The sequence below is a fragment of the Mycolicibacterium sp. 624 genome (assembly GCF_040548615.1).
Classification (GTDB): domain Bacteria; phylum Actinomycetota; class Actinomycetes; order Mycobacteriales; family Mycobacteriaceae; genus Mycobacterium.
This window is the reverse complement of record NZ_JBEPRZ010000002.1, coordinates 715,629-728,620: the sequence shown is the minus strand read 5'-3', so window position 1 is coordinate 728,620 and position 12,992 is coordinate 715,629. Positions and strand designations below refer to the sequence as shown.

At 67.5% G+C, this 12,992-nt stretch carries 10 protein-coding genes; 8 read left to right on the top strand and 2 right to left on the bottom strand.

Translation table 11 applies throughout. The features are described from left to right. Positions 1 to 141: 141 nt before the first annotated feature. Positions 142 to 1,671, top strand: a complete 1,530-nt coding sequence (locus ABIA65_RS10480; RefSeq protein WP_354523460.1) for an acetyl-CoA acetyltransferase — start codon at positions 142 to 144, stop codon at positions 1,669 to 1,671. Positions 1,672 to 1,683: 12 nt separating this feature from the next. Here the strand turns inward: ABIA65_RS10480 and ABIA65_RS10475 are convergent, their stop codons facing one another. Continuing rightward, the gene (locus ABIA65_RS10475; RefSeq protein WP_241403386.1) at positions 1,684 to 2,532 is read right to left on the bottom strand and encodes an LLM class F420-dependent oxidoreductase; all 849 of its coding nucleotides are present in this window, start codon (positions 2,530 to 2,532) and stop codon (positions 1,684 to 1,686) included. A 174-nt stretch (positions 2,533 to 2,706) separates the two neighbouring features. Between ABIA65_RS10475 and sfnG the strand changes: the two genes are divergently transcribed. From sfnG to purH, 5 genes are all read left to right on the top strand, one after another. Further along, a complete protein-coding gene (gene sfnG, locus ABIA65_RS10470) occupies positions 2,707 to 3,837 on the top strand; it encodes a dimethylsulfone monooxygenase SfnG (RefSeq protein ID WP_241403389.1) in 1,131 nt (376 codons plus the stop codon). 111 nt (positions 3,838 to 3,948) lie between these two features. Next, entirely contained in the window at positions 3,949 to 4,887 is a 939-nt protein-coding gene (locus ABIA65_RS10465) for a DUF5336 domain-containing protein (protein ID WP_241403390.1), read from the top strand. Between the two features lie 61 nt (positions 4,888 to 4,948). Next, complete coding sequence (locus ABIA65_RS10460; RefSeq protein ID WP_354523459.1) at positions 4,949 to 6,493, top strand: cell division protein PerM; 1,545 nt, start codon at positions 4,949 to 4,951, stop codon at positions 6,491 to 6,493. Positions 6,494 to 6,503: 10 nt separating this feature from the next. Continuing rightward, positions 6,504 to 7,133, top strand: coding sequence for a phosphoribosylglycinamide formyltransferase (gene purN / locus ABIA65_RS10455; protein WP_241403393.1), 630 nt, complete (start codon positions 6,504 to 6,506; stop codon positions 7,131 to 7,133). Continuing rightward, on the top strand, positions 7,130 to 8,710 hold the full coding sequence (gene purH / locus ABIA65_RS10450; protein ID WP_241403395.1) for a bifunctional phosphoribosylaminoimidazolecarboxamide formyltransferase/IMP cyclohydrolase: 1,581 nt from the start codon (positions 7,130 to 7,132) through the stop codon (positions 8,708 to 8,710). The genes purN and purH overlap by 4 nt, the downstream gene beginning before the upstream one ends. Positions 8,711 to 8,753: 43 nt before the next feature. On the opposite strand, the gene ABIA65_RS10445 is transcribed toward purH, so the two are convergent. Beyond that, positions 8,754 to 9,116 carry a hypothetical protein gene (locus tag ABIA65_RS10445; RefSeq protein ID WP_241403397.1) on the bottom strand — a complete coding sequence of 121 codons (363 nt, stop codon included), beginning with the start codon at positions 9,114 to 9,116 and terminating at the stop codon, positions 8,754 to 8,756. 386 nt (positions 9,117 to 9,502) lie between these two features. Here ABIA65_RS10445 and ABIA65_RS10440 point away from each other — a divergent pair, with 386 nt between their 5' ends. Next, a complete protein-coding gene (locus tag ABIA65_RS10440; protein ID WP_241403398.1) occupies positions 9,503 to 10,885 on the top strand; it encodes a sigma 54-interacting transcriptional regulator in 1,383 nt (460 codons plus the stop codon). Continuing rightward, positions 10,878 to 12,851 (top strand): vWA domain-containing protein, encoded by a 1,974-nt coding sequence (locus ABIA65_RS10435; RefSeq protein WP_241403399.1) that lies wholly within the window; start codon positions 10,878 to 10,880, stop codon positions 12,849 to 12,851. Before ABIA65_RS10440 ends, ABIA65_RS10435 begins: the two co-directional genes overlap by 8 nt. Positions 12,852 to 12,992 lie beyond the last annotated feature (141 nt).

Below are 12,992 nucleotides of genomic sequence, written 5' to 3'. Positions count from 1 at the left end.
ATGTCACTAAGTGACATTCCCGTCAAGGGGACCGTCTCGACGGTGGTCGCCGGCGGCGGTGTTGAAACAGCCTGACCTCCATTTGGAGCGGCAGGTGCCGTCGATTAGCGTGACGAACTAACAGTTGCCAGGAGGTCTGTAATGCCGGTCGACCCACGTACCCCCGTCCTCGTAGGCGTCGGGCAGTTCACTGAGCGCATCGACGACCCGGGCTACCGGGGAATGTCGGCGGTGGAGCTGGCGACGGCCGCGGCAAGCGCTGCCATCGAGGACACCGGCGTCGAGGCGGCCAAGGTGGCCAACGCCGTCGAACTCGTCTTCGCGCTGCGCCAGTTCGAGATCTCCGGCCCGATGCCGGCGACCCTGGGCAAGTCGAACAACTACCCGCGGTCGGTGATGAACCGCCTCGGTGCCAACCCGGCCCGTGTGGTGCTCGAGCCGGTCGGCGGGCAGAGCCCGCAGAAACTCGTCACCGAGGCCGGTAACGCGATCTTCTCCGGCGCCGCCGACGTCACGATGATCATCGGGTCCGAGCCGGGGTCGACGGCGCGCTACTTCGCCAATCGGGACGACAAGCCGGACTTCACCGAGCACGTCGAGGGTCAACTCGAAGACCGTGGCCACCAGATCTACAGCTACATCGACGATTACACGGTGCAGCACGGTCTGACAGGGGCGGCGGTGCAGTACGGCCTGCTCGACAACGCCCGCCGCGCCCGCCTCGGGCTCGGCGTGGACGCCTACCGCAAGCAGATGGCCGAGCTGTTCGCCCCGATGTCGAAAGTTGCTGCCAAGAACCCATTCTCGTCATCGCCGGTGGAACGCTCGGTGGATGAGATCGTCACCGTCACCGACGACAACCGGATGATCTGCGATCCGTACCCGCGACTGCTGGTGGCGCGTGACACGGTGAACCAGGGTGCGGCGGCAGTCATGATGTCTGTCGAAGCGGCCCGCAGACTCGGTGTGCCCGAGGGCAAGTGGGTGTACCTGCACGGGCACGCCGACCTGATTGAGCAGCCGCTGCTGGATCGCGTCGATCTCGGCGCGGGTCCCGCCACGGTGCTGGCGGCGCAGGAGGCGTTGCGGGTGGCCGGGATTGGCGTCGACGACATCGCGACGTTCGACCTGTACAGCTGCTTCCCGTTCCCGGTCTTCGTCATCTGTGAGGCGCTCGGGCTCGACGCCGATGATCCGCGGGGGTTGACGCTCACCGGGGGCCTGCCCTACTTCGGCGGCCCGGGCAACAGCTACTCGCTGCACGGTATCGCCGAGACGGTCAACCAGATGCGAGACAGCCCAGGCGCATTCGGCCTCGTCGGCGCCAACGGCGGGATCATGAGCAAGTACTCGGTCGGCATCTACTCCACCGATCCCGTCGAATGGCGCACCGACCGCAGCGAGGAACTCAAGGAGCAGATCGCTGCGCTGCCCAAGGTCGAGGTGACCAAGGAGCCCGACGGGTCCGCGACGATCGAGACCTACTCGGTGCGCTATGACTGGCCGATCCGGACCGGCATCATCGTCGGCCGGCTGGACGCCGACGGCACGCGGTTCATGGCCACCACCGACGATGAGGACCTGGTCGCGCTGATGTCAGACGGCGAGCCGCTCGGTGCGGCGATCAGCGTGTGGCACACCGAGCACGGCAACCGCGCGACACTGGCCTAGCGGGATAGGCGGTCAGACCAACGCGGCGAGCTTGCCTGCGAGCCTCTCGACATATGCGGCAACCTCGGCATCGGGTTTGTCGGGCAGGCCGAACAACACCTCGGTGACGCCGAGATCGGCCCAGCGCGCCAGCTTGTCGGGGTCGGGCTTGAAGTCCAGTGCCACGATCTGCGGGGCGCCGTCGCGGCCGGCGGCGGCCCAGGTGTCCTGCAGCAGCTTGACCGGCGCGTCGATGTCGAAGTCGCGGGGCGTCGTGATCCAGCCGTCCGCCGAGCGGGCGATCCACTTGAAGTTCTTCTCGGTACCCGCTGCGCCGACGAGGACGGGGATGTGCGACTGCACGGGCTTGGGCCACGCCCAGCTCGGGCCGAACTTCACGAACTCGCCGTCGAACTCGGCCTCTTCCTGAGTCCACAGTGCCCGCATCGCCTCGATGTACTCGCGAAGCATGGTGCGACGCCGGCCCGGGGGCACGTTGTGATCGGCGAGTTCGTCAGTGTTCCAACCGAATCCGACGCCGAGGCTGACCCGGCCGCCGGACAGGTGGTCGAGTGTGGCGATCGACTTGGCCAGCGTGATCGGGTCGTGCTCCACCGGCAGCGCCACCGCCGTCGACAACCGCACCTTCGAGGTGACCGCCGCGGCCCCGCCGAGGCTGACCCACGGATCCAGGGTGCGCATGTAGCGGTCGTCGGGCAGCGTCTCGTCACCCGTCGTCGGGTGCGCGGCCTGGCGCTTGATCGGGATGTGGGTGTGCTCGGGCACGTAGAACGTCGTGAAGTTGTGATCGTCGGCGAGCTTGGCGGCAGCCGCCGGAGTGATGCCGCGATCGCTGGTGAAGAGAACGAGCCCGTAGTCCATGACCAGAATTAGAACGTGTTTCAGTCGCTGAGCGCAAGGCCGGGCCCAGGTGAGGCCGCACGGTGGCCTCCGAACCTGGACACAATGTGGCTCGCGTGCCGGGGATCGAGGCGTTCGGTTCACGTCGATCGATACCCGTGACCGGACTACGCACCCTCGCTGGGATGACGAGGTATGACGACCGAACGCATCGCCGACCACGTCAAGTTCGCCTACTGGGTGCCCAACGTCAGCGGCGGACTGGTGACCAGCGATATCGAACAGCGCACCGACTGGAATTACGACTACAACAAGAAACTGGCGCAGACCGCGGAGGACAACGGCTTCGAGTACGCGCTGAGCCAGGTCCGCTACGAGGCCAGCTACGGCGCCGAGTACCAGCACGAGTCGACCAGCTTCTCCCTGGCGCTTCTGCTGGCCACGCAACGGCTCAAGGTCATCGCAGCAGTGCACCCCGGCCTTTGGCAGCCCGCCGTGCTGGCCAAGCTGGGTGCCACCGCCGACCACCTGAGCAATGGGCGGTTCGCCGTGAACGTCGTGTCCGGCTGGTTCAAGGACGAGTTCACACACCTCGGCGAGCCGTGGCTCGAGCATGACGAGCGCTACCGGCGCAGCGCGGAATTCCTCCAGGTGCTGCGCAAGATCTGGACCGAGGACGACGTGGACTTCCGTGGCGACTTCTACCGAATCCATGACTTCACGCTGAAGCCCAAGCCGCTCAACACACCGCAACGGCCCAACCCGGAGATCTTTCAGGGCGGCAATTCAACGGCGGCCCGCCGCAATGGTGGCCGCTACTCCGACTGGTACTTCTCCAACGGCAAGGACTTTGCGGGTATCACCGAGCAGGTCGTCGAGGTCCGTGACCACGCCCGTGACGCCGGCCGTGAGGTCAAGTTCGGGCTCAACGGCTTCATCATCGCCCGTGACACAGAACGAGAAGCCAAGGACGTCCTGCGCGAGATCATCGACAAGGCAAACCGGCCCGCAGTGGAGGGGTTCCGCGGCGCCGTGCAGCAGGCAGGCAACTCGACCGGCGATAAGAAGGGCATGTGGGCCGACTCCACGTTCGAGGACCTCGTTCAGTACAACGACGGGTTCCGTACCCAGCTGATCGGCACGCCAGAACAGGTGGCCGAGCGCATTGCGGCCTACCGCAAGCGGGGCGTCGATCTGATCCTCGGCGGCTTCCTGCACTTTCAGGAGGAGATCGAGTACTTCGGCGCCAATGTGTTGCCGTTGGTCCGTGAAATCGAGACATCCGAGGCGAATTCGCGAGACGAGCCGGTGCTGGTGACCGCCTGATCGGCGGTGTTTGCTCGGCGTCGCGTTCGAGGTAGGTGACGCGCTGGACGTCGGGTCAACGACAGGGGCGTGCGCTAGCGTGGACAAAGAATCGCAAGTACAGGAGAGGTCATGACCTACCCGCCCAATAGCCCCGGATATCAGTCCGCACAGCCGACGACACAGTTCGCGGCGCCAACCCAGCAGCTCGGCAGGGCCCCGGAACCCGCAGCCTCGGAGCCCAGCTCGCTGCCCATGTACCTGAATATCGCCGTAGCCGTCTTCGGCATCGCCGTCTACCTGGCGAACTTCGGCCCCTTGTTCACGATCAGCAACTCCGACTTCCCGCAGCTCGGCACCGCGAGCGGCAGCACCACCGAGCTGGGTCTGGCCGTCGTGGCCTCTCTGCTGGCCGGACTGGTCGCCGGTGTGGCACTGCTCCCCAAACAGAAGGCCCTGGACGCCTGGGTGGCCATCATCTCGGTGCTGGCCTTCCTGGTGATCGTGGCTGAACTTCTGAGTGCGCCGGCCGAGGTCACCATCGGATGGGGTCTCTACGTGGTCGCCGTCTTCTCGTTCCTGCAGGCCGGTGCCGCCATCGCGAACCTTCTCCTGAACGCGGGCGTGATCGCCGCACCGGAGCCCAAGCCGCGGTATGAACAGCATCAGGGCTACGGCCAGTACCAGCCGCAGTACTACGGCCAGCAGGGTGGCCAGCAGCAGGGTGGCCAGCACGGTGCCCCGCAGCACGGTGGCCAGCATCAGGCCCTGCCCCAGCAGCGCCCCGGCTACCCGCAGCAGTACGGCGGCTACGCCGGTGGCTCGTCGACCGGTGGTTTCCCGGCTCCCGGCCAGCAGAGTGGGCAGCAGCCCGGCCAACCCGGCCAGCATCAGTCGGGACCTCCGACGCCTCCGACCGGTTTCCCGGCGTACGGCCAGCCGCAGCCTCCTGGCAGCTCGGCCGACACCGGACCGCAGGGCACGGTGCAGGCTCCGCAACACCAGGCACAGCAGTCGACACAACAGGCGCAGCAGCCGGCTTCGCAGCAAGCCAGTCCTCCGCCGTCGTAGTCTCTAGCGGCGCGCACCCGATCCGCGCGCGCACCTGCCTGCGCGAGGAGAGACCCGTCTAGTGGACAACCGGCCAGTCGGCACCCGTCAGGCCCGCGACCTTCTCAGGGTCGCGTTCGGGCCGTCGGTCACCGCGCTGGTGATCATCGCGGCTGTGGTGTTGCTGCAGCTGTTGATCGCGAACAGCGATATGACCGGCGCATTCGGTGCCATCGCAAGCATGTGGCTGGGCGTGCACCAGGTGCCGGTCTCGATCGGTGGCCGGGTACTCGGCGTCATGCCGCTGCTTCCGCTGCTCGCGATGGTGTGGGGGACCGCGCGTACGACGGCTGCCGCGGTGTCTCGGGGCTCGTCCTGGTTCGTCATCCGGTGGGTGGTCGCCTCGGCGATCGGTGGCCCGCTGCTCATGACCGCTATCGCGCTGGCGGTCATTCACGATGCGTCGTCGGTTCTCGTCGAACTCCAGACCCCGAGCGCGTTGCGCGCCTTCGGCGGTGTGCTGGCCGTCCACCTCGCGGGCGCCCTGATCGGCGTCGGGTTGCGGGTCGGGCGGCGCATCACGGTTCTGCCGTGGGTGCCCGACTGGCTGCCTGATGCCAGCCGCGCAGCCGCCGCCGGGGTGCTGGCGTTGTGCGGCCTGTCCGGCGTCATCGCGGCCGGGTCGCTGGTCGTGCACTGGGGCACCATGCACGAGCTGTTCGCCATCACCGACTCGATGTTCGGACAGCTGAGCCTCATGCTCCTGTCGGTGCTCTACATCCCGAACGTCATCATCGGCACCGCTGCCGTCGCCGTCGGATCCAGCGCGCACATCGGGCTGGCCACGTTCAGTTCGTTCACGGTGCTCGGCGGCGACATCCCCGCGGTGCCCGTGCTGGCTGCCGCGCCGACGCCCCCGCTTGGGCCGATCTGGGTCGCTTTGCTGATCGTCGCGGCGGTATCGGCCGTCGCGGTCGGTCAGCAGTGCGCGCGACGCCCGATGCCGCTGCCCACGGCGGCCGCGAAGCTTGTGGTGGCATCGCTGATGGCGGCCGCGGTGATGGTGGTTCTGGCATACGCAGGCAGCGGCCGGCTGGGCAACTTCGGCGACGTCGGTGTGGACCAGGCGACGTTCGGGCCCGCGATCGTGTTGTGGTTTGTCGCCATCGGCGGCCTGACCGTCGCGATGACCGGCGGCATCTCGCAGCTGCGCCGGCCGAGGCCCGTCGCCACTGCGACGGCCCCGCCTGTGCCGGCGGCACCCGCTGCAGATGGTGATCTGGAGCCCGAGCCCGAGTTCGACTCTGAGTTCGACCCCGAGCTGGAGCCGGAGCTGGAACCCGTCTTCGACGTCGACCTCGAGCCGGACTCCGAGGTGTTCCCGCAGGTCGAGGCCGAGCCGGAGTTCGAGGTGTTCGCGCAGGTCGAGGCGGAGCCGATCTCAGAACCCCGCCGCCACCCGCCGATCCCGCTGCCCGACTATCCGCGCGCCGAGCCCCGTGCAGTCCGGGCGCCGCGGCCCGATGACTTCGACGACGACCCTGAGGCGCACTTCTTCACCGACGACGATGCGGCCATCGACTGGCCGGGGACCTCCAGCGACGAGAACCGGCGAGGGGCCGATTAGGCTGCATCGCGTGCAGCCACCGCTTCATGTGCCCCCCAGCGCGCCCGCGCGCCTGGTCGTGCTGGCATCGGGAACCGGATCGCTGCTCGAGTCGCTGCTGGCCGCCACCGTGGACGACTACCCGGGGCGCGTGGTCGCGGTGGGTACCGACCGGGACTGTCGCGCGTTGGAGATCGCCGCCGCAGCGTCGATACCCGGCTACACCGTCCGGCTCGGCGATCACCCAGACCGTGCCAGCTGGGACGCGGCGATCACAGCGGCCACCGCGGAGCACCAGCCGGACCTGGTGGTGTCAGCGGGGTTCATGAAGATTCTTGGGCCGGAGTTTCTTTCGCGGTTCAGCGGCCGCGTCGTCAACACGCATCCCGCGCTGCTGCCAGCCTTTCCCGGCGCGCACGCGGTGCCCGACGCCCTGGCCTACGGTGTCAGGGTGACTGGCTGCAGCGTGCACCTGGTCGACGCGGGTGTGGACACCGGCCCGATCCTGGCGCAGGAGGCGGTGCCGGTTCTTGACGGTGACGACGAGGCCAGTCTGCATGAGCGGATCAAGGTCGTCGAACGACGGTTGTTGGTGGAAGTACTCGCGGCGATGGCAACACGCGGCGTGATCTGGACGGGACGAAAGGCGGCCTTGGGATGACTGACGCGAACGAGGGCCGGCGCCCGATCCGGCGGGCACTGATCAGTGTCTACGACAAGACGGGTCTGCCCGAGCTGGCACGCGGTCTGCACGACGCTGGTGTGGCGATCGTGTCGACCGGATCGACCGCGAAAACGATTGCGGCCAGCGGTGTCCCGGTGACGCCGGTCGAGGAGGTCACCGGTTTCCCCGAGGTGCTCGACGGCCGAGTCAAGACGCTGCATCCCCGCGTGCACGCCGGATTGCTCGCCGACACCCGCAAGCCCGAGCATCTCGCGGCGCTGGCCGAGCTCGGGGTTGAGGCCTTCGAACTCGTCGTGGTGAACCTGTACCCATTCAGCGAGACCGTCGCCTCCGGTGCCGCCGAGGACGAGTGCGTCGAGCAGATCGACATCGGTGGGCCGTCGATGGTGCGCGCCGCGGCCAAGAATCACCCGAGCGTCGCCGTGGTTGTGGAACCCATCGGCTACGACGGTGTTCTCGCGGCGGTGCGCTCCGGTGGATTCACACTCGGTGAGCGGAAGCGCCTGGCGTCGTTGGCTTTCCGGCACACCGCAGAGTACGACGTGGCGGTCGCGAGCTGGATGGGGTCGACGCTGGCGCCGGAGAACGTCGAGGTGCCTGGCACGTTGCCGCAGTGGTACGCCGGCACCTGGCGCCGCACCGCGGTGCTGCGCTACGGCGAGAATCCCCACCAGCAGGCCGCGCTGTACGTCGACGACGCCGGCTGGCCGGGACTGGCGCAGGCCGAGCAGTTGCACGGCAAGGAGATGTCCTACAACAACTACACCGACGCTGACGCAGCGTGGCGGGCCGCGTTCGACCACGAGGACATCTGCGTGGCGATCATCAAGCACGCCAATCCGTGTGGCATCGCGGTGTCCTCGGTGTCGGTCGCCGATGCGCACCGCAAGGCCCACGAATGCGATCCGCTCAGCGCCTTCGGCGGCGTGATCGCCTCTAACACCGCGGTCAGCGTCGAGATGGCCGAGACGGTGGCCGATATCTTCACCGAGGTGATCATCGCGCCGGCCTACGAGGACGGAGCGGTCGAGATTCTGGCCCGCAAGAAGAACATTCGCGTTCTTGTCGCCTCTGAGCCGCAGGCGGCCGGGACCGAGTTCCGTCAGGTCAGCGGTGGCCTGCTGGTGCAGCAGCGGGATGCGCTCGACGCGGCGGGCGACGACCCGGCCAACTGGACGTTGGCCACCGGCGAGCCCGCCGACCCGGCGACGCTGGCGGACCTGGTCTTCGCCTGGCGTGCCTGCCGCGCGGTGAAGTCCAACGCGATCGTCGTCGCATCGAACGGTGCGACGGTCGGTGTCGGCATGGGTCAGGTCAACCGGGTCGACGCGGCCCGACTGGCCGTCGAGCGGGGCGGCGATCGGGTGGCGGGTGGCGTCGCGGCCTCAGACGCCTTCTTCCCGTTCCCCGATGGTCTGGAGACCCTCACCGCCGCGGGCGTGAAGGCGATCGTGCACCCGGGTGGGTCAATGCGCGACGACGTCGTCACCGAGGCCGCGGCCAAGGCGGGCATATCGCTGTATCTGACCGGCGCGCGGCACTTCGCGCACTGATCTCCTCACAGCTCGCGACTAGGCGAGCGTGGCTGCGCTGCCGCTAGCCCATGTGACTCCAGGCACCGCCGGCCATGCCCCGCAAGAAGGCGCCGCCGCCCTCACCCCGCGAGAACGCGCCGCCGGCCTTTCCTGTCGCGTATCCGCCGCCTGCCTCGCCTCGCGAGAAGGCGCCGCCCGCGGTGCCGTTCGCGTAGCCGCCGCCGCCCCTGCCGTTCGGCTCGATGAATCCGAACCCGGGGATGGTGCACTCCGGAATGCCGAAGCAGCTCGGGTTTGGCTCGTTGTCGCCTGGCGCCGCGCTCGCCATTCCCGCTGGTGCGCCGAACACCAGCGCGCCGGTTGCCGCTAGACCACCGAGTGCCACTAGCAGCCGCCGCGAGGTCCTCCTGAACTTGCCAGTCATCTCGTCCCCTTCGTGCGTGCCCCAGCGCCTTGGCTGGATGGTCTATGGAATTGCCCCCCTGGCCCTTCCTGATACCCAAAATACGCCGCCCGCACACCTATAGCGAAGATCGTTGACGGGCGGTGGCTTGAACTGACAGCTGGCTACTTGCGTACTCAATAATGCGTTGTGTAGAAGGTATTCGCGATTGCAAGCTTCGTCAGAGTTGACGATACGAGTGCGCTGATGCGCGAAGGTGTGAAGTTTCAGCAAACTATCGACAATCGGCGACCTGGATCGCTTCGAGATTTGCGGAGTGCCTCCGAGGCTGTGCCGCGACACGGCGGCGGTGTTCGCTCTCAGGGGGAAGCGGTGCCGCTGTCGCCGAGCAGTCGTAGCGTGGAGTGGTGACATCACCTAACGATCTGCCCCGTACTGTCGGTGAACTGCGTGCCTCGGGCCACGTCGAACGGGGAGTCAAGGAGGAGATCCGGGAGAATCTGCTCGCCGCGCTGGCCGAGGGTCGCGACGTGTGGCCCGGCATCCTGGGCTTCGAGGACACCGTTCTGCCGCAGCTGGAGCGGGCACTGATCGCCGAGCACGACATCGTTCTGCTGGGCGAGCGCGGGCAGGGAAAGACTCGCCTGCTGCGGGCACTCACCGGACTGCTCGACGAGTGGACGCCCGTGATCGAGGGTTCCGAACTCGGCGAGCACCCCTTCACGCCGATCACCCCGGAGTCGATCCGGCGCGCGGCCACCTCCGGTGACGATCTGCCCATCACGTGGCGCCACCGCAGCGAGCGGTACACCGAGAAGCTCGCGACCCCCGACACCAGCGTTGCCGATCTGGTGGGCGATATCGACCCCATCAAAGTCGCCGAGGGCCGCAGCCTCGGCGATCCGGAGACCATTGCGTTCGGCCTGATTCCAAGGGCGCACCGCGGCATCGTCGCCATCAATGAACTGCCCGACCTCGCCGAGCGTATCCAGGTGTCGATGCTCAACGTGATGGAGGAACGCGATATCCAGGTCCGCGGCTACACGCTGCGGCTCCCGCTTGACGTGCTCGTCGTCGCCAGCGCCAACCCCGAGGACTACACCAACCGTGGGCGCATCATCACCCCGCTCAAGGATCGGTTTGGTGCGGAGATCCGCACGCACTACCCACTCGAGCTCGATGCCGAGGTCGGCGTCATCAACCAGGAGGCCAAGCTCGCCGCCGCGGTGCCGGCCTACCTGCTGGCGGTGCTGGCGCGGTTCGCCCGCGGGTTGCGCGAGTCGCAGTCGATCGACCAGCGCTCGGGTGTGTCGGCGCGCTTCGCGATCGCGGCCGCGGAGACCGTGGCCGCCGCGGCCCGGCACCGCTCGACGATCCTCGGTGAGCAGGATCCGGTTGCGCGCGTAGTGGATCTGGGCACCGTGATCGACGTGCTGCGCGGCAAGCTGGAGTTCGAGTCCGGTGAGGAGGGGCGCGAGCAGGCGGTGCTGGAGCACCTGCTGCGCCGCGCAACCGCCGACACCGCGCAGCGTCTGCTCGGTGGGCTGGACGTCGGACCGCTGGTGGCAGCGGTGGAGGACGGCGCACCCGTCACCACCGGCGAGCGTGTGTCGGCCAAGGACGTCCTCGCCGCGGTGCCGGACCTGCCGGTGGTCGACGAGATCGCCACCCGACTGGGCGCCCAGAACGACGGTGAACGGGCCTCTGCGCTGGAACTCGCGCTCGAGGCGCTGTACCTGGCCAAGCGAATCGACAAGGTGTCCGGTGAGGGCGAAACCGTCTATGGCTAAACACACCTCGCGGTACACGCGGTACACCGGCGGACCGGATCCGCTTGCGCCTCCGGTCGATCTTCGCGAGGCACTGGAACAGATCGGCCAGGACGTCATGGAGGGCAGCTCGCCGCGGCGGGCACTGCAGGAACTGATGCGCCGCGGCACTCAGAACATGCGGGGTGCGGACCGGCTGGCCGCCGAGGCCAATCGCAAGCGCCGGGAGTTGTTGCGGGAGAACAACCTCGACGGAACCCTGCAAGAGATCAAGAAGCTTCTGGATGAGGCCGTGCTGGCCGAGCGCAAGGAGCTGGCGCGCGCCCTGGACGACGACGCCCGTTTCGGCGAACTGCAGATGGAGTCGCTGTCGCCGTCGCCGGCCAAGGCGGTTCAGGAACTCTCGGAGTACGACTGGCGCAGCGAGGAGGCGCGCGCGAAGTACGAGCAGATCAAGGACCTGATGGGCCGCGAGATGCTCGACCAGCGCTTCGCCGGCATGAAGGACGCCTTGGAGAATGCCACCGACGAGGACCGGCAGCGCGTCAACGATATGCTCGATGACCTGAATGATCTGCTGGACAAGCATTCTCGAGGTGAGGATTCACCCGAGGACTTCCAGGACTTCATGAACAAGCACGGCGAGTTCTTTCCGGAGAACCCGAAGGACATCGACGAGCTCCTCGACACGTTGGCCAGTCGATCGGCCGCCGCGCAGCGGTTCCGCAACAGCCTGTCGGCGCAGCAACGCGCCGAGTTGGATGCGTTGGCGCAGCAGGCATTCGGCTCGCCATCATTGATGAACGCGCTCAACCGCCTGGACTCGCACCTGCAGGCCGCCAGGCCAGGGGAGGACTGGGACGGCTCGCAGCGCTTCTCCGGGGACGATCCGATGGGCATGGGTGAGGGTGCGCAGGCGATGGCCGACATCGCCGAACTGGAGCAGCTGTCCGAGCAGCTGTCGCAGAGCTACGCAGGCGCCCAGATGGACGACATCGACCTCGACATGCTGGCCCGCCAACTCGGCGACGACGCGGCCGTCGACGCGCGTGCATTGGCCGAACTCGAACGCGCCCTGATGAACCAGGGGCTCATGGACCGCGGCTCCGACGGTCAGTGGCGGCTGTCGCCCAAGGCCATGCGTCAGCTCGGACAGGCCGCGCTGCGTGATGTGGCGCAACGTCTTTCGGGAAGACACGGTGAGCGCGACACCCGACGTGCGGGTGCGGCTGGCGAGTTGACCGGCTCGACGAGGCCCTGGCAGTTCGGCGACACCGAGCCGTGGAACGTCACCCGCACGCTGACCAATGCCGTGCTCAGGCAGGCAGGCACGGGGGTCGCGGAACGCCCGCTGAAGATCACGGTCGAGGACGTCGAGGTCTCCGAGACCGAGACCCGCACGCAAGCCGCGGTGGCGCTGCTGGTGGACACCTCGTTCTCCATGGTGATGGAGAATCGCTGGTTGCCCATGAAGCGAACGGCGCTGGCGCTCAACCACCTCATCAGCACCCGGTTCCGGTCGGACGAGCTGCAGATCATCGCGTTTGGCCGCTACGCCCGCACGGTCACCGCCGCCGAACTCACGGGGCTGGAGGGCGTCTACGAGCAGGGCACCAATCTGCATCACGCGCTGGCCCTGGCGGCCCGGCATCTTCGTCGGCACCCGAACGCACAGCCGACCATCCTGGTGGTCACCGACGGTGAGCCCACCGCGCACCTCGAGGACTTCGGTGACGGCGAGGGAGCATCGGTGTACTTCGACTACCCGCCGCACCCCCGGACCATCGCGCACACCGTGCGCGGATTCGATGAGGTGGCCAGGCTGGGCGCGCAGGTGACCATCTTCCGGCTGGGCAGCGACCCGGGTCTTGCGCGGTTCATCGACCAGGTGGCGCGTCGCGTCGAGGGCCGTGTCGTGGTGCCCGAACTCGACGGCCTTGGCGCCGCTGTCGTCAGCGACTATCTGCGGTCCCGCAAGCGCCGCTAAAGCTGGAAGTATTTGAAACCGGTAGTTGTTTTTCTTTGCTTTAGCAAATGATTTCGACACCTGTTCGATGCCCTGCTGGTTGGCGACTCAAATTCCTGTCGATTGCAACTAGCTCCACCTCGCCGTAGGAACTGGAAACCG